This is a genomic window from Sulfitobacter sp. M39 (assembly GCF_021735935.1).
Lineage (GTDB): Bacteria > Pseudomonadota > Alphaproteobacteria > Rhodobacterales > Rhodobacteraceae > Sulfitobacter.
In genome coordinates this window covers 726,537-748,316 of sequence record NZ_WMDZ01000001.1, presented here as the reverse complement: position 1 = coordinate 748,316, position 21,780 = coordinate 726,537, and the positions used below count along the sequence as shown (strand labels likewise).

Genomic DNA, 21,780 nt, shown 5'->3' with positions numbered 1-21,780 from the left:
AGCTGCCTTGCCCTGCGCGCCTGACAAAGAGATGTACATTTGCGCCACAACCGACTAGGGACGGGCGCAACACGTGGCTGGCGTATCCGCTTTTGCCGCGACGCGCGTATTTGTAGCGCGACATTTTCTCAGACAGGACAATCCCTTGATCCAAACCATCGCAGACGCGCTTGCCACCCAAGGCTATGATTCGCTTACCCCCGTCCAAGAGGCGGTTACCAACCCAGATCTGGTCGAGGCCGACCTTCTGGTGTCAGCCCAAACGGGGTCCGGCAAGACAGTGGCCTTTGGTCTCGCCATCGCACCGACCCTTTTGGGCGACGATGAAAAATTCGGACACGCCGGCGCGCCCCTGGCGCTGATCATCGCACCGACGCGCGAATTGGCCATGCAGGTCAGCCGCGAGCTGACGTGGCTTTATGGCAAGGCCGGTGCGGTCGTGACCACCTGCGTTGGCGGCATGGACACACGCACCGAACGTCGTGCGCTGGACCGTGGCGCGCATATCGTCGTCGCGACACCGGGCCGCCTGTGCGACCACATCAAACGCAACAACATCAACCTGTCCGACATTCGTGCCGTGGTGCTGGATGAAGCGGACGAGATGCTTGATCTGGGTTTCCGCGAAGAGCTGGAATTCATCCTCTCCGAAGCGCCGGAAGAACGCCGCACGCTGTTGTTCTCGGCCACCGTGCCTGCGGCGATCGCCAAGCTGGCCAAATCCTACCAGCGTGATGCGCAGCGCGTCGAAACCGTGGGCGAAAAGAAACAACACGCCGACATCGAATACCGTGCGCTGAACGTGCACCCGCGCGACACTGAAAACGCGATCATCAACGTGCTGCGGTTCTACGAGGCGAAAAACGCCATCGTCTTCTGCAACACCCGCGCCGCCGTCGCGCGCCTGACCACTCGCTTTACCAACCGCGGATTTTCAGTCGTGGCGCTGTCGGGCGAGCTGACGCAATCCGAACGCACCAACGCGCTGCAGGCGCTGCGCGACGGGCGCGCGCGCGTCTGTATCGCGACAGATGTGGCCGCACGCGGGATCGACCTGCCCAACCTCGAACTGGTGGTGCATGCCGATCTGCCGTCGAACTCTGACACGTTGCTGCACCGCTCGGGCCGTACCGGTCGCGCCGGTCGCAAGGGTGTGTCCGCGCTGATCGTTCCGGCCAAGATGCGCAGCAAGGCAAACCGTCTGCTGGGCGGCGCCAAGCTGAAGGTCGAATGGGCCAACCCGCCCTCTGCCGAAGAAGTAAACGCCGAAGACGAAAAGCGATTGCTGGCTGATTCCGCTTGGTCGAACCCGATCCCCGATGATGCGACTGGCTTTGTCGCCAATCTGGTGGATCAGTTCAGCGCCGAGCAACTGGCGACGGCCTTTGTGAACCTGTACCGTGCACGCCAGTCCGCGCCCGAGCAGCTGGCAGAGCCCGGCACCCCTGCCGACGAACGCCCCCGTGGTGACTTTGGCCCGTCGGTCTGGTTCTCGATCTCGATCGGGCGCAATGATGACGCCGAACCCCGCACCATCCTGCCGATGATCTGTCGCATGGGCGATCTGACCAAGGATGACGTGGGCGCGATCCGCGTACAGCCCAGCCATACCTTTGTCGAGATCCTCGCGACCTCGGCAGACAAATTCACCAACGCGCTTGGCCCCGACATGAAGGTCGAAGACGGCGCGGTTGTGACCAAGCTCGACAAGGCCCCCGATCTGTCGCGCGGGCCCAAGCCCGGCGGCCGTGGCCCCAAACCGAACCGCGGCGCCCCCCGTTCTGACAACGGCCCACGCCCCGATCGTGGCCCCCGCCCCGACCGCGCACCCTATGACCCTGACGCACCACGTGCACCGCGCAAACCACGTGCGGCCAGCACCGAAGAAGCATCGGTCTCCTACGACAAGCCACGTGGCCCGCGCCCCGACAAAGGGTTCGACAAACCGCGCGGCGACAAGCCGAAGTTTGACAAGCCCAAGGCCCCCAAAGGCGAACGCCCGCCCAAGTCGCACAAGACCGAACGGTCTCCGATGAAGCCCGGTGCCGCGCCTAAACCCAAGTCTGCGGGCAAGCCCGACAGCTTTGACAAACCCGGCGGCAAGCCCAAAGCCAAAGCCGTCTGGAAAAAGGAAAAGCCAGCGGATCGTGGGGCGGACCGCCCCCGTGGCGACGGCAAACCAGCGGATAAACCGTTCAAGGCCCGCGCCGCTGACCCGTCGAAACGCTTTGTCCCACCGGGCAAAGTGGGCGCGAAACCCAAGGGCGGCAAACCCTCGGGAAAAGCCGGTGGCGGCGATGCAGCCCCCAAACGCGGCAAGTCGAGCTTTCGCCCGAAATAAGCGGCAAGACCTACCCCCAGTCTGAAAACGGGGAAATACAGATCAATCAAACGCTTAGGGGCCGGAATTTTAATCAATTCCGGCCCTTTTTGCGTCTATCTTCCCCGCCCCGCCCCCCTATGTGGCAGGTTTTTCCTTTTCAGAGGGGGAAGTTGCTCCTAACAATCACTGCACATGGGCCGAAACGGACGCGAGGCGCGTTTGCGATGCGGCCTTAAAAACAGGGTGCTTTACCACCCGCCCCCAATCCCAACCTCGGAAAGGTCACGCACATGGATGGTACATTTAGCGAAAACGATATCTCCCGTGTGGTCGAGGCAGATCGCGCGCACATCTGGCACCACCTCAGCCAGCACAAAGCCTATGAAACCACGGACCCACGGATCATTGTCGAAGGCAAAGGCATGCGTGTCTGGGACCAAAAGGGCAAAGAGCATCTGGACGCGGTGTCCGGTGGTGTCTGGACCGTCAACGTCGGCTATGGCCGTGAAAGCATTGCCAACGCCGTGCGCGACCAGCTGATCAAGCTGAACTATTTTGCGGGCTCTGCCGGGTCTATTCCGGGGTCGATCTTTGCGGAAAAGCTGATCGACAAGATGCCGGGCATGAGCCGACTGTACTATTGCAACTCCGGCTCCGAGGCGAACGAGAAAGCCTTCAAGATGATCCGTCAGATCGCCCACAAACGCTATGGCGGCAAGAAGCACAAAATCCTGTATCGCGACCGCGACTACCACGGCACGACCATCGCTTGTCTGTCTGCGGGCGGTCAGGAAGAACGCAATGCGCAATACGGCCCCTTCACCGATGGGTTCGTCCGCGTGCCCCACTGCCTAGAGTATCGCAAGTTCGAACAAGACGGCGCGCCAGAGGATAACTACGGCGTTTGGGCTGCGGATCAGATCGAGAAGATCATCCTCGCCGAAGGGCCCGACACCGTGGGCGGGCTGTGTCTTGAACCCGTCACGGCGGGCGGCGGTGTCATCACGCCTCCGGACGGCTACTGGGAACGGGTGCAAGAGATTTGCCGCAAGTATGACGTGCTGCTGCACATCGACGAAGTCGTCTGCGGCATCGGGCGCACCGGCGAATGGTTCGGCTACCAGCATTTCGGCATCCAGCCCGATATGGTCACGATGGCCAAAGGTGTGGCCTCGGGCTATGCGGCGATTGCCTGTCTTGTGACCACCGAAGAGGTCTTTAACCTGTTCAAGGACGACGCCAGCGACCCGCTGAACTACTTCCGCGATATCTCTACCTTCGGGGGATGCACTGCTGGCCCCACCGCCGCGATTGAAAACATGGCGATTATCGAACGCGAAAACCTGCTGCAAAACACCCGCGACATGGGGCAATACATGCTCGAAGAGCTTGAAGAGCTATCCGACAAATATGACGTGATCGGTCAGGTGCGCGGCAAGGGTCTGTTCCTTGGCGCAGAGCTGGTCCAAGACCGCAGCACCCGCGTTCCCGTTGTCGAAGCGCAGATTCAAGCGGTCGTCGCAGACTGTATGGCGCAGGGCGTGATCATCGGGGCGACCAACCGGTCGGTGCCGGGCAAGAACAACACCCTTTGCTTCAGCCCCGCCTTGATCGCTAAAGAAGACGACATTAATCAGATCATCGCCGCCGTGGATGGGGCAATGGGGCGGGTGTTCGGCAGCAAATAGGCTGCCGCTCAGGCACTTTGTTGCCGATCAAAATAATCTTACTGGAACCAAACCCGTTACATAGCGTTAAGTACTGAAGCTAGTATGGAGTATATCATGAAAAAGCTACTTTTGGTCCTGCCTATGGTTGGCGCACTCGCCGCTTGCGAAACGCAGACTCAATCTTCTGTAACCGGCGCTGCTGCTGGTGCGGCTCTGGGTGCTGTCGTGTCGGGCGACGATGACAAAACCAAAGGCGCCGTTCTGGGTGGCTTGGCTGGCGCTGCTGCAGGTGCATACCTGGGCCGCGGCAAAAACGGCCAGTGTGTCTACCAGAACTCCGCAGGTCAGCGTTACACGGCTGCTTGCCCATAAGCGTTTTCTGCTCCCGAAGGCAGATATTCACATTAGGCCTCGGCGTTTCGCCGGGGCCTTTTTTATGCGCTGACGCGCGGGTTGAGTGTTGCGCATAAAAAAGGGCGGCTAGATGCCGCCCCGTCTTAACCCTGATTTACCGAAGTGATCAGTCAAGCAAACCCGCGTGCTTCAACCCCAGATCCACCAGCGCTTTGGTGGCCTCGTTCAGCGGCACCAGTGGCAGGCGCACCTCGTCTGAACACAACCCCAGACGCGCCATCGCGTATTTCACACCCACCAAGCCCGGCTCGGTGAAGATTGCGTTGTGCAGCGGCATCAGCTTGTCTTGGATTTCCAGCGCCGAGGCATAGTCCCCCGCAAGGCAGAACGCTTGCATCTGGCTTAGCAGCTTGGGCGCGACGTTCGCGGTGACAGAGATACAGCCAACGCCGCCTTGGGCATTGAACCCATGCGCTGTGGCGTCCTCGCCCGAGAGCTGGACAAAATCCGGCCCGCACAGCATCCGCTGGTCACAGACCCGCGCCAGATCGCCGGTGGCATCCTTGACACCGATGATGCGCGGCAGCTTGGCCAGCTCCGCCATGGTTTCGGGCAGCATATCAACGACCGAACGGCCGGGGATATTGTAGATGATGATCGGCAGACCGCAGGCCTCGTGGATCGCGGTGAAATGCGCGATCAGACCGGCTTGGGTCGGCTTGTTGTAATAGGGCGTGACAACCAGAACCGCATCGGCACCGACGCTTTCGGCGTGTTTGGCCAGACGGATGCTTTCAGTCGTGTTGTTCGAACCGGCACCTGCAACGACAGGGATACGCCCCGCGGCGGCTTTGACGACTTCGGCGACAACGGTTTCATGCTCGGCATGGGTCAGGGTGGGCGATTCACCGGTGGTCCCGACAGGCACCAGCCCGTTCGATCCTTCCGCGATGTGCCATTCCACCAGCTTCTTGAGCGTGTCCAAATCCAGCGCGCCGTCCGTGAACGGCGTGACGAGTGCAGGTAGTGAACCTTGTAGCATATGCACGCTCCTATTCTTGCGTTGCTGGGCAAGCGCCCAATTGCTGATAGCGGCAAGTTGAGTTGAAACCCCCGCGCCGCGCCGTATGTTGCAAGGCTGTAGCCTTTGACCAGTAGGAAATGCAAGTGATGAGACGCGCCTTGGCAACGCTGACGATGGTTTTTGCCCTCGCCCTTCCGGCCCACGCCGAAAGGCCGCGTCCGCTGGGATGGGCGATGGACGCCATGCGCGCGGGCAGCTGGGAGAATGCCGCCCTGATCGCGCGCCGTGACGGGGCCGTTGCGGTTGATGTGATCGAATGGCACCGCCTGCGCGCCGGACGGGGCACCTATGCCGAGGTGACCGATTTCCTCAACCGCCGCCCAGACTGGCCGGGCGAAGCCTATCTGCGCAGACAGTCCGAAGAGGCCGTGCTCCGCGAAGGTGACAAGGCGATACTGGATTTCTTTACCGGTCAGGGCCCGCAGACGCCCGAGGGTGTGCTGGCCCATGCCGCAGCGCTGCTGCGTGCGGATCGTCTGGGCGAGGCACAGGCGCGGCTGGTGCTGGCGTGGCGTACCCTCCCTATGAGCGGGAACGATCAGGCAAAGTTCATTGACGCGCATGGGTCTTTGTTGAAACAGCACCACGCCGCTCGTCTGGACGAGATGCTATGGCAACGGGAACACGCCGAAGCCCGCCAGATGTTCGATCTGGTCAGTGATGCCGACAAGGCGCTGGCCGAAACCCGCATCGCCTTGCAAAATCTGGACGGCGATGTAAACGCCCTGATCGACGCGCTGCCCGCCAGCAAGGCCGGTGATCCGGGGCTGCAGGCCGACCGCTTTGAATGGCGGATCCGCAAAGGCTACGGCGAAAGCGCCAAGGATCTGATGCTATCGCAATCGATCAGCGCTGCGGCCCTTGGTCAGCCCGCTGCATGGGCCAACCGCCGCCGCGCGCTGGCGCGGGATGAAATGCGCAATGGCGATCCGGCGCGGGCCTATCAGATGGCGTCGAAACACTTCCTGTCCGAAGGGTCGCATTATGCGGACCTTGAATGGCTGTCAGGCTATATCGCCCTGCGTTTCCTCAAAGACCCCAAGCTGGCGCTTGGTCACTTTCAGGCCCATGACGGCGCAGTAGAATCCCCCATCAGCCAAGGGCGCGCAGGCTATTGGCAGGGCCGCGCGTATCAAGCCAGGGGCGATGCCGAGGGCGCGGCCAAAGCCTATGCCCAAGGCGCGAAGTTCCAATCCTCTTTCTACGGTCTGCTTGCGGCAGAGCGGGGCAATCTGCCGTTCGACACGAGCCTTGCGGGCGCGCGCCCTGAACAGGATTGGCGCACATCGGCGCTGGCACAGGCACCGCTGTTTCAGGCGGGGCTGCTACTGCAAGCCTCGGGCGAGCTGTCGACCGCGGAACGGTTCTGGACCCATCTGGCAGAGCAGTTGATCACCGATGACGCCGCCCTTCTGGGGCAGGCCGCGATTGACGTGGGCCAGCCGCATCTGGCCGTGATGATCGGCAAACGTGTGGCGCAACGGGGCATCACCATCGCCGGCCCCTATTACGCACTGCATGATGCGATCAAGCTGGACCTGAACATGGCCCCCGAAATGGTGCTGGCCATCGCCCGCCGTGAAAGCGAATTCGATCCCGTGGTCCAAAGCCATGTGGGCGCGCGCGGTCTGATGCAGCTGATGCCCGCCACGGCCAAGGATGTCGCGCGCGATCTGGATATCAGCGCGCTGCACACCACCGACCGGCTGACCGCCGACCCCGAATACAATGCTTTGCTGGGGTCCGAATACCTGTCGCAAATTGCGGGCCGGTTTAACGGGAATGTGGTCATGGTCTCTGCCGCGTATAACGCGGGCCCCTCGCGTCCGACGCGCTGGATGGACACCTACGGCGACCCGCGCGAGGGCGACATCGATATCGTCGACTGGATAGAGATGATCCCTTTCCGCGAGACGCAGAACTATGTGATGCGGGTGACCGAAAGCCTGCCCGTTTACCGCGCGCGCATGGGCAAAGACCCCCTGCCCCAACCCTTTACCGAGGAACTAACGGGCACGACCCTTTTGCCGTTCGCGCCAAAAGGTGAATAGCCCCGCCGCGACGATCAGCGCCGCCCCGATGGCGACATTGGGGCGCACGGTTTCGCCAAAAGCGCTGATGCCGATGATCGCGGCAAAGACCAGTTGCAAATAGGCAAAGGGCTGCACCGCGCTGGCCTCGGCCACTTCGTAGCAGCGGATCAACAGCCAGTGGCCCGTGACACCGGTAATGCACAGGCACCCCATGATCAGCCAGTCACTGGCGATCATCGGCTCCCAGTACCACAGCCCTGTGGCTGTCATCGCCACTGACCCCGTGACGCCGGTCCAGAAAAAGCTGGTGGCGGTCTTGTCCTTGCGCCCGACATAGCGGGTCAGCAGCCCGTAGACCGCGAACATCGCGGCCGCCACCAGCGGGATCACGGCGGCGGGGTCAAAGACGCTCATCCCCGGCTGCAGAATGATCAACACCCCGATAAAGCCGACCCCGATCGCCGCCCATCTGCGCCAGCCGACGCTTTCCCCCAGGACGGGGCCGGACAGGGCGGCCACCAGCAGCGGATAACAGGTAAAGACCGCGTGGCTTTCCACAAGGCCAAGGATCGTGAAGGCGACGATCATCACGCAGATCTCGGCCGCCAGCAGCAGCCCGCGGAATATCTGGAGCACCGGCTGGCTTGTCCGCGCCGCCGCCCGCAGCCCGCCCGCATGGCGTTTGGCCAGCGCGATGACAAAGGCCGCGAAGAACCAGTAGCGGATCATCACCACCATCATCACGTTGTATTCAGAGGCCAGATGCCGCGACAGCCCGTCCTGCACCGCAAACACAAAGGTCGTGATCACCATCAAGGTGATGCCAAGCGGGATATTGTTCGATTGCGCCGCAGCCGCCGCGCGGTTGGTGGCCATGCTCATACGCGCACAGCCCGCGTCATGTGCCGCTTGCGGCCATAGCCGGTCGTGCGCTCGACCGCGAAGCCCGCGCTTTCCAGCGCGCGACGGACTGCGCCAGCGGCGGTATAGGTCGCGGCCGTGCCAAACGGTGCAGTGTGCCGTGCGACATCGTGCAGCAGCTCCGGCTCCCACAACTCGGGGTTTTTGGCGGGGGAAAACCCGTCAAGAAACCATGCATCCGCCAGCCCGTCCCACGCGGGCACCGCACGTCGCGCATCGCCGATCACCACGGTCAGCACCACATCGCCAAAGCGCATCTCTCCACCCTCGGGCGACCAGGCGTCCAGCAGCGCGTCGCGCTTGCCATCGAAGTCAGGAAAGGACCGATGCGCTTGGGCCATATCCTCCGACGACATCGGGAAGGCTTCGAACGAGGTGAAATGCAGCGTGCCTTTCGCGCCATGCCGCGCCCACGCGTCCCAAGCCACGAGAAAGTTCAGCCCCGTGCCGAACCCCAACTCTCCGATGCGGAACCCGTCGCGGAAGCGGTTGGTCAGATCATTCCCGTCGATAAAGACATGCTGCGTTTCCTCTACCCCGTTATCAAGGCTGAAGTACGGGTCGTCGAACTTGGAGGACACAGGCACACCGCTGTCTTTCCATTCGATATCAGCTGTCTGGTTCTCCATTGGATGGCCTTGTGCTATGGGCGTTGCCGAACACTGCGCAAAAAGGGCAAGGATTGGCAATGGCCGAAATCACGATACGCGGCGCGGGGATATTCGGGCTATCCGTGGCATGGGCCTGCGTGCAACGCGGCGCGGTTGTGCAGGTGATCGACCCGAATGGGCCCGCCGCAGGCAGCAGCGGCGGTATCGTCGGCGCGCTGGCCCCGCATGTGCCTGAAAACTGGAACGCCAAGAAAGCCTTTCAACGCGACAGCCTGCTGATGGCCGAAGGGTTCTGGCAGGCGGTTGAACAGGCGGGCGGCGGCAACGCGGGCTATGCCCGCAAGGGGCGCTTGCAACCCGTGGCCGATGACGCGGCATTGGCACTGGCACAGCAGCGGGCCGAAACCGCTAAGGCGCTGTGGCAGGGTCAGGCCACATGGTCCGTGATCCGCGCGAGTGACACCCCGTGGCAGCCTGACAGCCCCAGCGGCTGGCTGATCCACGACACGCTAAGCGGTCTGATCCACCCCCGCCACGCCTGCGACGCGCTGGTGCGGGCACTGGCGGCCAAAGGCGTGACCGTACAGGCGGAAGGCGAAGATCACGGACAGGTTTTGTGGGCGACAGGCGTCGCGGGGCTGGCGCATATGACTGCCAATCACAGCCGTCTGGTCGGTGCAGGCGTCAAGGGTCAGGCTGCGCTGCTAGACTATGACGCGCGCGGCTTGCCGCAGCTTTTTGCGGGCGGTGTGCATATCATCCCGCATAGCGACGGCACCACCGCCATCGGATCAACGACAGAGCGCACGTATACCTCGCCCACCGCGACGGACGCGCAGCTTGACGGTGTGGTCGCCGCCGCACGCGCTGCAGTGCCCGTGTTACGTGATGCGCCGGTGATCACCCGCTGGGCCGGCGTGCGCCCCCGCAGCCGCAGCCGTGCCCCGATGCTGGGGGCCTTGCCCGACGCTCCGGGGCAGTTCGTGGCCAACGGCGGGTTCAAGATCGGGTTCGGCATGGCCCCCAAAGTGGCCGAGGTCATGGCCGAGCTGATGCTGGACGGGCGCGATACCATCCCTGATGGGTTCCGCGTCGAAGACAACCTCTAGCGCCGCGGCGGCCCGTCAACCCCCGTATGGCACCCCTCAAACGCAAAAGGGCCCCGGCAGATGCCGAGACCCTTTCACGTTCATGTCGCTAACGCTTAGGCAGCGTTTGGCAGGATCACGATTTCAACGCGGCGGTTTTGCGCTTTGCCCGCTGCGTTCAGGTTGCTTGCAACCGGCTGGCTTTCGCCACGGCCCACAGATTGGATGCGGCTGCCGGGGACGCCGTTCGACACCAGCACATTCGCAACGGCGCGCGCACGGCCTTCGGACAGCTGCTGGTTATAGGACGCTTCGCCGTCGCTGTCGGTGTGACCGACGATTTGCAGCGTGGAGTTGCTGTAGACGTTCACGTTCCGCGCCAGTGCAGCCAGATCGTTTTGCATACCGGACTGAACCTGCGTGCTGTCTGTCGCGAACAGGATGTCCTGCGGCAGGGTCACGATCAGGCGGTCACCTGTGTTGGTGATGATCACGTCGGAATCCAGCTGACGGCGCAGGTCGGCCTCTTGCTTGTCCAGCGAATAGCCATAGCCAGCACCCAATGCACCGCCAGCGACCGCACCGGCCAAGGCACCTTGTGCACGGTTGCCGTCGCCTTTGGACAGCGCACCGATCACAGCACCGGTACCTGCACCGATCAGCGCACCGTTACGAGTGTTGGCGTTCGGGTCGTTGGGGTTGCCACCAATCGGACCGGGTTCACAAGCAGCCAGCGCCAGAACGCTTGTCAGAGCTACAGCAATGGAGGTTTTCGAAAGTGTCATATCTTATTCTGCCTTTAAGTTGTGGCCCCGTTCGGGCGAGGCAATCGTCACATAACGCCTTACACCAGCCTTTGTTCCCGTTGAACCGGCAGCTTCAAACCCATAGGCAGCAACCCGCCGATACCCTCACGCGTCGACGCGGGCAGATTCAAAGGCCAGCATGGCGCGTTTGACCGGCAGCCCCCAGTGATAACCTCCCAGCCCGCCGGATTTGCGCAGGGCGCGATGGCAGGGGATCAACCAGCTGATCGGGTTACGCCCCACCGCCGTGCCCACAGCGCGGACCGCTTTGGGCGTGCCGATGGTCTGGGCGATTTCGGAATAGGTGGTCACATGACCCGACGGGATCGCCAGCAAAGCCTCCCACACCTTGATCTGGAAGGGCGCGCCGATCAGATACATCGGGGCTTTGTCGGTCCCGTCTCCCTGCACGCCGAATGCAATCTGCACCCAGTCGCGCAGCACCGTCGGATCCTCGCGGAATGTCGCCCCCGGCCAGCGGCGGCACAGATCCTCCATCGCGGCGTCGGTGCCCATCTCGGCCGAGAAAGCCAGCCCGCAGATCCCCCGTGGCGTGCCCATGACCAATGCCGGGCCAAAGGGGCTGTCGAACCACCCCCACGAGATCACAAGCCCCTCCCCCTTGCGGGCGAAATCGCCGGGGCTCATGGCTTCCCACCGCAGGAACATGTCGTGCAGCCGTCCAGAGCCGGACAACCCCAGCTCGTGCGCTGTGTCGAGCGTGGTAAAGCGGTCGCGCAGCAGTGATTTGGCGTGATCCAGCATCAGATATTGCTGATAGCGTTTGGGCGACACCCCAACCCACTGCGAGAAGAGCCGCTGGAAATGCGCCGGGCTCATCCCCATTTCGCCCGCGATCTGATCCAGCGCCAGCGGGTCGGCGGCGGCATCGATCAGATCAATCGCCCGCCGCATCACACCGTAGTGATAGGCGCTGCCGTCAGCGGTGGCGGCATCTTCGGGGGCGATAGTTTGGGGTGTGTGCTGTGCATGTGTCATAGGGGCAGACTACGGCAGGCCCCGCCCCCGCGCGACCCGAAACATGCGCCAAATGACGCAGCCCCCTGCCGCAGCGACGCCCGTAAAATCCGCCGCGCGCGGCTTGCCCTGAGAGGCGAAACCACGCATACCCTTGGCGCATGGCCAAAACCCTTGATTATCACACGATCCGCGAGATTTTCACCCGCTTTCAGGACGCCGAGGCGGAACCGAAAGGCGAGCTGGATCACACCAACGTCTATACGTTGCTGGTCGCTGTCGCGCTGAGCGCGCAGGCCACGGATGCGGGGGTAAACAAGGCCACCAAATCCCTGTTCGAGATTGTTGAGCACCCGCAGCAGATGCTGGACCTCGGGCTGGAGGGGCTGACCGAACATATCAAGACGATCGGCCTGTTCCGCCAGAAGGCCAAGAACGTGATGAAGCTGAGCCAGATTCTGGTGGATGACTATGACGGGGTCGTGCCCAACAGCCGCGCGGCGCTGCAATCATTGCCCGGCGTGGGCCGCAAGACCGCGAATGTTGTGCTGAATATGTGGTGGCACTATCCGGCGCAGGCGGTGGACACGCATATCTTTCGCGTCGGCAATCGCACACGCATCGCCCCCGGCAAAACCGTCGATGCCGTAGAACGCGCGATCGAGGATAATATCCCCGTTGATTTCCAACACCATGCCCACCACTGGATGATCCTGCACGGGCGATACCATTGCAAAGCACGCAAACCCCTATGCAGAACCTGCATCATCCGTGACCTTTGCCCCTATGAGGAAAAAACCGAATGACCCAATACGAAGTGGTTGGCATCGGCAACGCCGTTGTCGATGTGATCTCGCATGCGGATGACGCGTTTCTGCAAGATAACGGCATCGAAAAAGGCATCATGCAGCTGATCGAGCGTGACCGCGCCGAAAACCTGTATGCGACAATGCAAGACCGTCTGCAGACCCCCGGCGGGTCGGTCGCCAATACCATTGCGGGCATAGGCGCGCTTGGCTTGCCCACGGCCTTTATCGGGCGGGTGAATGACGATGATCTGGGTCAATTCTATGCCAAAGCAATGACCGACATCGGCATTGATTTTGTCAACGCGCCTGTGACCGGGGGCGAGAACCCGACCTCGCGCTGCATGATCTTTGTGACCCCGGACGGGGAACGCTCTTTGAACACCTATCTTGGGATCTCCACGGGTCTTACCTCGGACGACGTTCCGCAGGCGGTGGCCTCCAAGGCCAAGCTGATGTTCCTCGAAGGTTATCTTTTTGACCACGACGCCGGCAAAACCGCATTCCGCGAAGCGGCGCGTGCGGCGACGGCGGGCGGTGGCATGGCGGGGATCGCGATTTCCGACCCCTTCTGCGTGGAACGCCACCGGGATGACTTCCTTGCACTGATTGAAAACGATCTAGGCTATGTCATCGGCAACGAAGCCGAGATCCGCGCCCTGTGGGAAACCGACGATCTGGAAGACGCGCTGACCCGCACGGCGGCGATCTGTGACACGGTCGTCTGCACCCGTTCCGGCGACGGCGTGACGCTTATCCGCAAAGGCGAACGCGTCGACGTACCGGTGACCAAGGTGACCCCCGTGGATGCCACAGGCGCCGGCGATCAATTCGCGGCGGGGTTCCTTTATGGCATGGCCACGGGTCGCGACCTCGAGACATGCGGCAAGATGGGCAACATCTGTGCGGCCGAGGTTATCAGCCATATCGGTCCACGCCCGCAGACCTCGATGATGGAGCTGTTCAAGGAAAAAGGGCTGGTCTGATGCTGTCCGACGGATATCACGACGTACCGCTTGGCAAGCTGGCGATGGTTGTCACACATCTTGAGATGCGCGAGGCCGCCCCCCTGCGGGATGTCCCCGCCCCCGAGGGCGTGACCTTGCGCGCGTTGACCCCCACGCTGGACTGGTACCGTGATATCTTTCGGCGGGTCGGACAGGATTGGCTGTGGTTCGGACGGCTCACAAAAACCGACGCCGAATTGCAGGCGCTGTTGTCGGATGCGGACACGCAGTTTTTCACGCTGACCAAAGATGGTCGCGACGAGGCGCTGCTCGAGCTCAAGTTCACGGCTGATGGCACGTGCGAGCTCGCCTATTTTGGACTGACGCCCGCGCTGATCGGATCGGGTGCCGGCCGCTACCTGATGAACCACGCGATCCGCACGGCTTGGGCGCGGCCGATCTCGCGGTTTCATCTCCATACCTGCACGCTAGACAGTCCGCAGGCGCTGTCCTTTTACATCCGCAGCGGGTTTACCCCGTTCAAGCGGCAGGTCGAGGTCGCGGATGATCCGCGGCTGATCGATCTGCTGGACAAGGACGCAGGGGCGCATGTGCCGACCATCGGCTAGCGCCCCCGTGGCTCACCCCATCCGTTCAGAGGCGTAAGACCCCGGCGAGGCAGGGAAGACCACCGTCTTGTTGCCATTCACAAACACGCGCCGGTGGATATGCGCGTGAATGGCCCGCGCCAATACCTGACTTTCGACATCCCGCCCGAGCGAGACATAGTCTTCGGCGGATTGTGCATGGGTGACGCGCACGATGTCCTGTTCGATGATCGGCCCTTCATCCAGATCGGCGGTCACGTAATGCGATGTCGCCCCGATTAGCTTTACCCCGCGCTGGAACGCTTGCTTATACGGGTTCGCCCCCTTGAAGCTGGGCAGGAAAGAATGGTGGATATTGATGATCCGTCCCGACATCTTCTGGCACATCTCGTCCGACAGGATCTGCATGTAGCGCGCCAGCACGATCAGCTCGGCACCTGCGTCTTCTACCACCGCCATGATCCGCGCTTCGGCGTCGGCCTTGTTTTCCGCTGTGACCTTGATGCAGTGGAACGGGATGTCGTTGTTCACGACGACCTTTTGATACTCCATATGGTTGGACACCACCGCGACGATATCAATCGGCAGCGCGCCGATGCGCCAGCGATATAGCAGGTCATTCAGGCAATGCCCGAAGCGCGAGACCATGATGACGACCTTCATCTTCACCGCCTCGTCGTGGAACTCATAGGCCATGTCAAAGGGCCGCGCCGCATCGGCAAAGCCGTCCGAAAGCGTCGCCAGATCAACCTCGGCTTCGCTTTCAAAGCTGACGCGCATGAAGAAACCGCCGGTTTCCTTATCGTCGAACTGGGCACTGTCCGAGATGTTGCAGCCTTGATCGGCCAGATAGTTCGCAATCGCTGCAACAACCCCGCGCGCAGAGGGGCAGGTCACGGTCAGGGCATATGTTTTCATCGGGATTTTTCCTGTGGCAAAGCGGTCCGACGTCGCGCGCCGATAGCCACCTGTTTCCTATCCGCCCCCGCCCCGTCAAGTTCGGGAGGGCCGAAAAAGACACGCGACGCCCGCGCAGCCGGTCAAATCAGCACAATCGGTTTCCGATCATGCACATTGACCCATATCCGCTACGCAATCAGGCAGACGGTGAACGCGGCCTGCCCCTTTGTCAGGCGTCGGCGAAATGGCTCACAAAGGCGTTGACCACAGCGGTATAGACCTCGCGCTTGAACGGGACGATGTTGTCGACCAGTTCGCGCACCGGCAACCAGCGCCAGTCCGAGAATTCGGGGTGTTCGGTATCCAGATTGATCTCGTCATCCGACCCGTGAAAGCGCAGCAGGAACCATTTCTGTTCTTGCCCGCGAAACCGGCCTTTCCAGATATTGGGCACCAGTTCGATCGGCAGGTCATAGGGCAACCAGCCCTCGGTCTGTGCCACCACGGTAACAGAGCTTGGGGGGATGCCTGTCTCTTCCTCCAGTTCGCGCAGGGCGGCGACTTCGGCGTGTTCACCCTGTTCGACGCCGCCTTGCGGCATCTGCCATGCGTCCTGATCCCGGTCACGACGCTGCCCGACAAACACATGCCCGTCGGCGTTTACCAGCATGACCCCGACGCAGGGGCGATAGGGCAGTTGGGCGATTTCTTCTGGCGTCATTTCGGGGGCCTTTCGCGGCAAGAGAAGTCATACCGGCGTTAGCACGAATCCCGCGCCCATGTATATTGGCTTACGCAGCGTTGTGCGTGACAGAACCGCAGGCTTGGGGTGAACTGCCGCACAGAACGGTCCAGTACCCTACATTCAGCCCTCGAAAGGTTTGCCAAATGTCCGACTATCCGCACCTGCTTGCCCCGCTTGATCTGGGGTTCACGACGTTGAAGAACCGCGTGTTGATGGGGTCTATGCACACCGGGCTTGAGGAAACACAGGACTGGAACCGCGTCGCCGAATTCTACGCCACGCGCGCGCGTGGCGATGTGGGGCTGATGGTGACAGGCGGCATCGGGCCGAACCCCGAAGGGTCTGTCGCGCATGGTGCCGCGATGATGCTGTCGCAAAAGGACGTGGACAACCACAGCATCGTCACCGACCGCGTGCACGAGGCAGGCGGCAAGATCGCGATGCAGATTCTGCACGCGGGGCGCTATGCCTTCAGCCCCGATTGCGTTGCCCCCACGGCGATCAAATCCCCCATTTCGATGTTTGCCCCGAAAGAACTGGACGCGGAAGGCATTGAAAAGCAGATCAGCGATATCGCCGCCTGCGCCCTGCGTGCCAAACAGGCAGGCTATGACGGGGTAGAGGTGATGGGCTCCGAAGGGTATTTCCTGAACCAGTTCCTCGTCACCCACACCAACAAACGGACCGACGAATGGGGCGGGTCGTACGAGAACCGCATGAGGCTGCCAGTCGAGGTCGTACGCCGCGTGCGCGAGGCCGTCGGCCCCGATTTCATCCTCATCTACCGTCTGTCGATGATCGACCTGATCCCCAATGGCTCCACCTTTGAAGAGGTCGTGCAGCTTGCCAAGGCGGTAGAGGCCGCAGGTGCGACGATCATCAACACCGGCATCGGCTGGCACGAGGCGCGCATCCCGACGATCCAGACCTCGGTGCCGCGCGCGGCCTTTGCATGGGTCACGAAAAAGCTGATGGGTCAGGTGAACATCCCGCTGATCACCTCCAACCGGATCAACACGCCCGAGGTCGCCGAAGAGGTGCTGGTGGACGGCTGTGCCGACATGGTGTCGATGGCGCGGCCCATGCTGGCCGATGCCGATTTCGTCGCCAAGGCCGCCGCCGGAAAATCGGCCGAGATCGCGCCTTGTATCGCCTGCAACCAAGCCTGTCTGGACCATACCTTTGGCGGCAAAATCTCGAGCTGTCTGGTCAACCCGCGCGCCTGCTACGAGACTGAACTGCGCGTCGATCCGGTTGACGCGGCCAAGACAATCGCCGTGGTGGGCGCGGGGCCTGCGGGGCTCTCTGCCGCCTTCACCGCGGCAGAGCGCGGCCATAAGGTCACTGTCTTTGACCGCGCAGCCGAGATCGGCGGCCAGTTGAACCTTGCCAAGCAGGTCGCCGGCAAAGAGGAGTTCTGGGGCCTCGTCGACTGGTATCGGGCGATGGTCAAGAAATACGACGTCACCGTGAAGCTGAACACCGAAGTCTCGGCCAATGATCTGGGCGATTATGACGAGGTGATCATCGCCACCGGCGTTATCCCCCGCGACCCCCAAATCCCCGGTCAGGACGCGGGCAATGTGGTCAGCTATATCGACATCTTGAACGGCACCGTCACCGCCGGTCAGCGCGTCGCCGTCATCGGCGCGGGCGGCATCGGTTTCGATGTGTCTGAACATCTGGTGCATGACGGGGACAGCACCACCACCAACCTGCCCGAATGGATGAAGGAATGGGGCGTCACCGACCCCGCCGATCACCGCTCTGGCCTCGCGCCCGAAGGGCCGCAGCCGCACGCCCCCGCGCGCGAAGTGACCATGCTGCAGCGCAAGACCACCAAGGTCGGCAAGGGCTTGGGCAAGACGACCGGCTGGATCCACCGCGCGTCCCTGACCATGAAGAACGTGCAGATGATCGCGGGCGTCAACTACGAGAAGATCGACGCAGAGGGCCTGCACATCAGCTTTGGCGAAGCGCGTGAAAAGCCGCAGGTCATCGCGGCGGATACGATCGTGCTTTGTGCCGGTCAGCTGTCGGACCGGTCGCTGGCCGACGCGCTAGAGGTCAAGGGCATCCCGTGCCACGTTATCGGCGGCGCGGATGTCGCGGCGGAACTGGACGCGAAACGCGCGATTGACCAAGGCACCCGTCTGGCCGCTGCGCTGTAAGGTATTTCGACCAAAACGGGGCAGGCTGTCGTGGCCTGCCCCGTCTTTCGCCCGCGCCACAAGGGCAGCACATCTTGCGCCTCCGCGCCGGTCTGTCAAAATGCCCGGATCAATAGGTGTTTCAGGGTGTGGCCATGCCGATTTGCGTTTTCGATATCTTTGCCGATGGCACGTCCCAAGTGCCCACCGACACGCATCTTACGGGGCCGGGCATCTACCGCTGGTGGCACTTTGATCTGGCCGACCCGATGCTTGAACCCTGGGTCCGCGAACACCTGCATGAAATCCCCGCCGGATCGCTGATCCAGAAACAGACACGCCCCCGTTGTGACCGGTTTGAAGGCGGGCTGATCCTGAACTTGCGCGGCATCAATATGAACGAAGGGCAGGACGCCGATGAAATGGTATCGGTGCGGATGTATGTGGATTCCGACCTGCTGATCACCGTGCGCCGCAAGAAAGTATTTGCCATCGACGCGATCCGCCGCGAGGCCGAAGCGCAAAAGGCCCCTCCCAGCCCTGCCGAGTTCCTCGAAGCGCTCGTGGGTCGCCTGACCCTGCGGGTGCAGGAACACGTTGCAACACTGGATGAACAGGCGGAGTTCTTCGAGGATGATCTAGAGGACAAGAACACCCCGATGCCCCATGAGCTGCCCGAAATCCGGCGCAGCGTGATCCGGCTGCGGCGCTATCTTGACCCCCAACGCGAGGCGCTGGCCAAGCTGGCCGCCTTTGACATCCCGCTGATCCCCGACGAAAGCCAGCTTGAGCTGCGCGAGCAAGCCAACAGCGCGCTGATCGCGGTAGAAGAGCTGGACGAGCTGCGCGACCGGCTGGTGTCGGTGCAGGAAGAGCACGACGCCAATATCGCGCAGCGCCAGGCACGCCACGGCTATGTGCTGTCGGTCGCCGCGGCGATCTTTCTACCGCTGGGGTTCCTGACCGGTCTGTTCGGGGTCAACGTCGGCGGGATGCCCGGAATGGACCATCCTTGGGCGTTTACCATCCTCTGTCTTGGCATGGCGGGGCTGGCACTGCTGATGTTTCTGGTCCTGAAACTGGTCCGCTGGATTTAGCCACAGCACGGCGCGCCCTGTTTCCCCGCCGCGAACGATCCCTATAAATACCTCTCCACTGTCTCACCGCTGCCGTGATCCTGCCTGATTTGGCCGCCATACCATTTCCAGACGCAGATGATGAAAGGGGACGGGTATGGACCGCCTGACAGAGATGGAAGCATTCGCCACGGTCGTGGACCAGGGTGGCTTTACCGATGCGGCCAAGAAGATGGGTATCTCCAAATCCGCCGTATCCAAACACGTATCCTCGCTTGAAGCGCGGCTTGGGGCGCGGTTGCTGAACCGCACGACCCGCCGTGTCAGCCCGACAGAGATCGGGCTTGCCTATTACGACCGTGCCCGCCGCGTGCTGAATGACGCGGGCGAAGCCGATGCGCTTGTGACCTCTATGCAATCCGCGCCATCGGGCCTTTTGCGGATCTCGGTCGCGACGGACTTTGGCGTGAACCATCTGTCGCCCGCCCTGTCCGAATTCCTCGCCGATTTCCCCGACATCACCGTCAACATGGTGCTGAACAACCGCTACGTCGAACTGATCAGCGAAGGTTTCGATATGGCCGTCCGTATCGGAGAGCTGGAAGACAGCACCCTGCGGGCCCGCAAGCTGACCGAGACGACCAAACGTATGATCGCCTCCCCCGCCTATTTCGAGAAATACGGCCGCCCCGAAAAGATCGACGATCTGAACGATCACAAGCTGCTGCATTATTCCAACCAGTCCAGCGGCAATATGTGGAAGCTGACCTCGCCGTCGGGCGAAAAGCGTCAGGTGCGCACCGCTGGCTGGCTGTCGGTGAACGACGGGCAATCGCTGCTGAACGCCGCCATCTCTGGCCTTGGCATCGCCTACCTGCCGAGCTTTCTTTATGCCGACGCGATGGAGAAAGGGCTGGTCGAAGACGCGATCCCCGATCTCCCGCTTGAGACCCAAGGCATCTACGCCGTCTATCCTCCGGGCCGGTTCACCCAGCCCAAGGTGCGCGCCTTCATTGATTTTCTAGCCCATACCTTTGCCGAAAAAGGTCCAACGGACTGGTAACACGAGATCACCAACTGCCCTCGGTGAACTGAGCCCCATGTGGCTGCCCCCGCTCCCTTTCCAGGGATGCGGGGATTTTTCTGTTAGGTCAGGGCGCGGGTAAAAGCACGGCCTCGACCCGTCGATTGGCGTCGCGCCCCGCTTTGGTCTGGTTGGACGCGATTGGCGACAGATAGCCCATGCCCTGCGCCTCGATCCTATCGCCTGCGATGCCATGCGCCGTGATCAGCCGCCGCCGCACCGCCGCCGCGCGGCTTCGCGACAGGGCAATATTGTTTTGCAGCCCGCCGACGCTATCGGTGTGGCCCACCAGAACAATCCGCAGATCGGGCTGGTCTTTCAGCACCGCCGCCAGATTGGCCAGCGCATCAAACTCCCCCTGCCCCAAGGCCGCGGTGCCGGTGCCGAAATCAAGCGCGGCCAACACCACATGGCCGGTATTCTGCAACGCCGCAGCCATCTCTGACTGGCTTTGCGCAGGGGCATCGGGGGCCAAGGGCTGGCTGTCTTCCCCCCCCTCTGGGACCGATGGGCTGGACGCTTGGCCTTGCGCATCCGCCTCGACGATCTGCAGATAGGCAGAGGTATCGGTTGTGCTGACCAGAAGGGTCACAACGGCTTCAGGCGATTGCAGCGATCCTTTGACGGCGGTGACAAACTGGTACTGGCGCAGATCGACATACATGTTCGGCGCGGGCAGTGTTTCGATCGCAAAGCGGAAATCGAAACCGCCGCAGACCTCGGCGCTGCAATCCAGCACGATCCTGTAGCCTGCGTCCTCTAGCTGGGTGCGCAGGGGCCGCATAATCTGTAGCGGCGTGAGGCCCGGAGCCTCTAACCGCCAGGCAGAGCGCGCGATGGACCCTTCGATCTTGACGCTGGCAAAGCCGCCGTCCTCAAAGGCAGAGGTCGGGGCAAGGTAGCTGTCAGGGTCGGTATCGCGCGTCACGGTCTGCCGCGCCGCAGCGGGCAGCGACAGGTCCAGCGCTTGGGCCGTGCCCGCCAGTAAAAGCCAGATCAGCCCGGCACGCCAGATGATCATCTGAATTGCGCGTGGTAAGCGTCGTTCGGTTTCATTTCGGTCGCGCTGGCGACGCGGTTTGTCATGTTGAATAACCCCGTGACCGACGCGATGTCAAAGATATCGCGATCGGAAAAGCCCACATCGCGTAGCGCCTGACGATCATCCTCGGTCGTTTTGGCACTGGCAACGGTCAGGTGTTCGGCAAAAGCCAGCATCGCGGTTTGTCGCGCATCCAGATCCGCGACGCGCCAGTTCATCACCATCTGTTCCCCAAGGATCGGATTGCCAGACAGTTGCCGTACCGCCGCGCCATGGGCCGTCAGGCAATAGTAGCATTTGTTCACGGACGACACGACGACCGCGATCATTTCGCGTTCCAGCTTTGAAAGGTTCGACGCGCCCAGCATCAGGTCGTTGTACATCGCGGTAAAGGCATTCAGCTTGTCGATGTCAAAGGCATAGGCTTGCAGCACATTCGGCACCATCCCCAGCTTTTCCTGACAGACATCAAAGTATTTCTGCGTGTCCTCGGGCAGCGGATCGACCATCGGCAGGTTCAGGGCAGTGGGGGCATCATGCGCCATGGGGCGGCT

General features: G+C 62.1%; 20 protein-coding genes. 11 read left to right on the top strand and 9 right to left on the bottom strand.

The features are described 5' to 3' along the window. The first annotated feature begins 145 nt into the window (after positions 1 to 145). The 3 genes from GLP43_RS03575 to GLP43_RS03565 all read left to right on the top strand — a co-directional run bounded on the left by GLP43_RS03575 (position 146) and on the right by GLP43_RS03565 (position 4,365). Positions 146 to 2,341, top strand: a complete 2,196-nt coding sequence (locus GLP43_RS03575) for a DEAD/DEAH box helicase (protein ID WP_237278226.1) — start codon at positions 146 to 148, stop codon at positions 2,339 to 2,341. Positions 2,342 to 2,613: 272 nt separating this feature from the next. Continuing rightward, the gene (locus GLP43_RS03570) at positions 2,614 to 4,011 is read left to right on the top strand and encodes an aminotransferase family protein (RefSeq protein ID WP_237278225.1); all 1,398 of its coding nucleotides are present in this window, start codon (positions 2,614 to 2,616) and stop codon (positions 4,009 to 4,011) included. A 96-nt stretch (positions 4,012 to 4,107) separates the two neighbouring features. After that, positions 4,108 to 4,365, top strand: a complete 258-nt coding sequence (locus GLP43_RS03565; RefSeq protein ID WP_037944890.1) for a glycine zipper 2TM domain-containing protein — start codon at positions 4,108 to 4,110, stop codon at positions 4,363 to 4,365. A 148-nt stretch (positions 4,366 to 4,513) separates the two neighbouring features. Here the strand turns inward: GLP43_RS03565 and dapA are convergent, their stop codons facing one another. Further along, positions 4,514 to 5,389 carry a 4-hydroxy-tetrahydrodipicolinate synthase gene (gene dapA, locus GLP43_RS03560; RefSeq protein WP_237278224.1) on the bottom strand — a complete coding sequence of 292 codons (876 nt, stop codon included), beginning with the start codon at positions 5,387 to 5,389 and terminating at the stop codon, positions 4,514 to 4,516. Positions 5,390 to 5,508: 119 nt separating this feature from the next. Here dapA and GLP43_RS03555 point away from each other — a divergent pair, with 119 nt between their 5' ends. After that, complete coding sequence (locus tag GLP43_RS03555; protein ID WP_237278223.1) at positions 5,509 to 7,482, top strand: lytic transglycosylase domain-containing protein; 1,974 nt, start codon at positions 5,509 to 5,511, stop codon at positions 7,480 to 7,482. Here GLP43_RS03555 and GLP43_RS03550 read toward each other — a convergent pair. Both GLP43_RS03550 and mnmD read right to left on the bottom strand, forming a co-directional pair. Continuing rightward, a complete protein-coding gene (locus GLP43_RS03550; protein WP_051577598.1) occupies positions 7,438 to 8,346 on the bottom strand; it encodes a DMT family transporter in 909 nt (302 codons plus the stop codon). The genes GLP43_RS03555 and GLP43_RS03550 overlap by 45 nt on opposite strands. Then, positions 8,343 to 9,014: a tRNA (5-methylaminomethyl-2-thiouridine)(34)-methyltransferase MnmD gene (gene mnmD, locus GLP43_RS03545; RefSeq protein WP_037943053.1), complete on the bottom strand. Its 672-nt coding sequence runs from the start codon at positions 9,012 to 9,014 to the stop codon at positions 8,343 to 8,345. The genes GLP43_RS03550 and mnmD overlap by 4 nt, the downstream gene beginning before the upstream one ends. A gap of 59 nt (positions 9,015 to 9,073) precedes the next feature. Between mnmD and GLP43_RS03540 the strand changes: the two genes are divergently transcribed. Beyond that, the gene (locus tag GLP43_RS03540; RefSeq protein WP_237278222.1) at positions 9,074 to 10,105 is read left to right on the top strand and encodes an NAD(P)/FAD-dependent oxidoreductase; all 1,032 of its coding nucleotides are present in this window, start codon (positions 9,074 to 9,076) and stop codon (positions 10,103 to 10,105) included. Positions 10,106 to 10,200: 95 nt separating this feature from the next. Here the strand turns inward: GLP43_RS03540 and GLP43_RS03535 are convergent, their stop codons facing one another. Further along, entirely contained in the window at positions 10,201 to 10,869 is a 669-nt protein-coding gene (locus GLP43_RS03535; RefSeq protein WP_037964750.1) for an OmpA family protein, read from the bottom strand. A gap of 126 nt (positions 10,870 to 10,995) precedes the next feature. Beyond that, the gene (locus GLP43_RS03530) at positions 10,996 to 11,889 is read right to left on the bottom strand and encodes a methylated-DNA--[protein]-cysteine S-methyltransferase (RefSeq protein WP_237278221.1); all 894 of its coding nucleotides are present in this window, start codon (positions 11,887 to 11,889) and stop codon (positions 10,996 to 10,998) included. Between the two features lie 140 nt (positions 11,890 to 12,029). Here GLP43_RS03530 and nth point away from each other — a divergent pair, with 140 nt between their 5' ends. From nth to GLP43_RS03515, 3 genes are read left to right on the top strand one after another with little or no spacing between them, the layout of a single operon-like run. Continuing rightward, the gene (gene nth / locus GLP43_RS03525; RefSeq protein ID WP_005851129.1) at positions 12,030 to 12,674 is read left to right on the top strand and encodes an endonuclease III; all 645 of its coding nucleotides are present in this window, start codon (positions 12,030 to 12,032) and stop codon (positions 12,672 to 12,674) included. Further along, positions 12,671 to 13,660 carry an adenosine kinase gene (locus tag GLP43_RS03520; RefSeq protein ID WP_237278220.1) on the top strand — a complete coding sequence of 330 codons (990 nt, stop codon included), beginning with the start codon at positions 12,671 to 12,673 and terminating at the stop codon, positions 13,658 to 13,660. Before nth ends, GLP43_RS03520 begins: the two co-directional genes overlap by 4 nt. After that, entirely contained in the window at positions 13,660 to 14,250 is a 591-nt protein-coding gene (locus GLP43_RS03515) for a GNAT family N-acetyltransferase (RefSeq protein ID WP_237278219.1), read from the top strand. Before GLP43_RS03520 ends, GLP43_RS03515 begins: the two co-directional genes overlap by 1 nt. 12 nt (positions 14,251 to 14,262) lie before the next feature. Here the strand turns inward: GLP43_RS03515 and purU are convergent, their stop codons facing one another. Together purU and GLP43_RS03505 are read right to left on the bottom strand one after the other, a co-directional pair. Further along, positions 14,263 to 15,147, bottom strand: coding sequence for a formyltetrahydrofolate deformylase (gene purU, locus GLP43_RS03510; RefSeq protein ID WP_237278218.1), 885 nt, complete (start codon positions 15,145 to 15,147; stop codon positions 14,263 to 14,265). A gap of 211 nt (positions 15,148 to 15,358) precedes the next feature. After that, a complete protein-coding gene (locus GLP43_RS03505; protein WP_237278217.1) occupies positions 15,359 to 15,850 on the bottom strand; it encodes an RNA pyrophosphohydrolase in 492 nt (163 codons plus the stop codon). A 167-nt stretch (positions 15,851 to 16,017) separates the two neighbouring features. On the opposite strand from GLP43_RS03505, the gene GLP43_RS03500 reads away from it, so the two are divergent. From GLP43_RS03500 to GLP43_RS03490, 3 genes are all read left to right on the top strand, one after another. Further along, on the top strand, positions 16,018 to 18,045 hold the full coding sequence (locus GLP43_RS03500; RefSeq protein WP_237278216.1) for an NADPH-dependent 2,4-dienoyl-CoA reductase: 2,028 nt from the start codon (positions 16,018 to 16,020) through the stop codon (positions 18,043 to 18,045). Positions 18,046 to 18,179: 134 nt separating this feature from the next. Next, entirely contained in the window at positions 18,180 to 19,121 is a 942-nt protein-coding gene (locus GLP43_RS03495) for a zinc transporter ZntB (RefSeq protein ID WP_237278215.1), read from the top strand. Positions 19,122 to 19,257: 136 nt separating this feature from the next. Beyond that, positions 19,258 to 20,163, top strand: coding sequence for a LysR family transcriptional regulator (locus tag GLP43_RS03490; protein WP_005851116.1), 906 nt, complete (start codon positions 19,258 to 19,260; stop codon positions 20,161 to 20,163). 88 nt (positions 20,164 to 20,251) lie between these two features. On the opposite strand, the gene GLP43_RS03485 is transcribed toward GLP43_RS03490, so the two are convergent. Then, complete coding sequence (locus tag GLP43_RS03485) at positions 20,252 to 21,205, bottom strand: OmpA family protein (RefSeq protein WP_237278214.1); 954 nt, start codon at positions 21,203 to 21,205, stop codon at positions 20,252 to 20,254. Then, complete coding sequence (locus GLP43_RS03480) at positions 21,202 to 21,771, bottom strand: peroxidase-related enzyme (protein WP_237278213.1); 570 nt, start codon at positions 21,769 to 21,771, stop codon at positions 21,202 to 21,204. Before GLP43_RS03480 ends, GLP43_RS03485 begins: the two co-directional genes overlap by 4 nt. Positions 21,772 to 21,780 lie beyond the last annotated feature (9 nt).

Coding starts and splice junctions, on each gene's coding strand:
- GLP43_RS03570 (WP_237278225.1), top strand. CDS start 2,614: ATGGATGGTACATTTAGCGAAAACGATATCTCCCGTGTGGTCGAGGCA.
- GLP43_RS03565 (WP_037944890.1), top strand. CDS start 4,108: ATGAAAAAGCTACTTTTGGTCCTGCCTATGGTTGGCGCACTCGCCGCT.
- dapA (WP_237278224.1), bottom strand. CDS start 5,389: ATGCTACAAGGTTCACTACCTGCACTCGTCACGCCGTTCACGGACGGC.
- GLP43_RS03555 (WP_237278223.1), top strand. CDS start 5,509: ATGCAAGTGATGAGACGCGCCTTGGCAACGCTGACGATGGTTTTTGCC.
- GLP43_RS03550 (WP_051577598.1), bottom strand. CDS start 8,346: ATGAGCATGGCCACCAACCGCGCGGCGGCTGCGGCGCAATCGAACAAT.
- mnmD (WP_037943053.1), bottom strand. CDS start 9,014: ATGGAGAACCAGACAGCTGATATCGAATGGAAAGACAGCGGTGTGCCT.
- GLP43_RS03540 (WP_237278222.1), top strand. CDS start 9,074: ATGGCCGAAATCACGATACGCGGCGCGGGGATATTCGGGCTATCCGTG.
- GLP43_RS03535 (WP_037964750.1), bottom strand. CDS start 10,869: ATGACACTTTCGAAAACCTCCATTGCTGTAGCTCTGACAAGCGTTCTG.
- GLP43_RS03530 (WP_237278221.1), bottom strand. CDS start 11,889: ATGACACATGCACAGCACACACCCCAAACTATCGCCCCCGAAGATGCC.
- nth (WP_005851129.1), top strand. CDS start 12,030: ATGGCCAAAACCCTTGATTATCACACGATCCGCGAGATTTTCACCCGC.
- GLP43_RS03520 (WP_237278220.1), top strand. CDS start 12,671: ATGACCCAATACGAAGTGGTTGGCATCGGCAACGCCGTTGTCGATGTG.
- GLP43_RS03515 (WP_237278219.1), top strand. CDS start 13,660: ATGCTGTCCGACGGATATCACGACGTACCGCTTGGCAAGCTGGCGATG.
- purU (WP_237278218.1), bottom strand. CDS start 15,147: ATGAAAACATATGCCCTGACCGTGACCTGCCCCTCTGCGCGCGGGGTT.
- GLP43_RS03505 (WP_237278217.1), bottom strand. CDS start 15,850: ATGACGCCAGAAGAAATCGCCCAACTGCCCTATCGCCCCTGCGTCGGG.
- GLP43_RS03500 (WP_237278216.1), top strand. CDS start 16,018: ATGTCCGACTATCCGCACCTGCTTGCCCCGCTTGATCTGGGGTTCACG.
- GLP43_RS03495 (WP_237278215.1), top strand. CDS start 18,180: ATGCCGATTTGCGTTTTCGATATCTTTGCCGATGGCACGTCCCAAGTG.
- GLP43_RS03490 (WP_005851116.1), top strand. CDS start 19,258: ATGGACCGCCTGACAGAGATGGAAGCATTCGCCACGGTCGTGGACCAG.
- GLP43_RS03485 (WP_237278214.1), bottom strand. CDS start 21,205: ATGATCATCTGGCGTGCCGGGCTGATCTGGCTTTTACTGGCGGGCACG.
- GLP43_RS03480 (WP_237278213.1), bottom strand. CDS start 21,771: ATGGCGCATGATGCCCCCACTGCCCTGAACCTGCCGATGGTCGATCCG.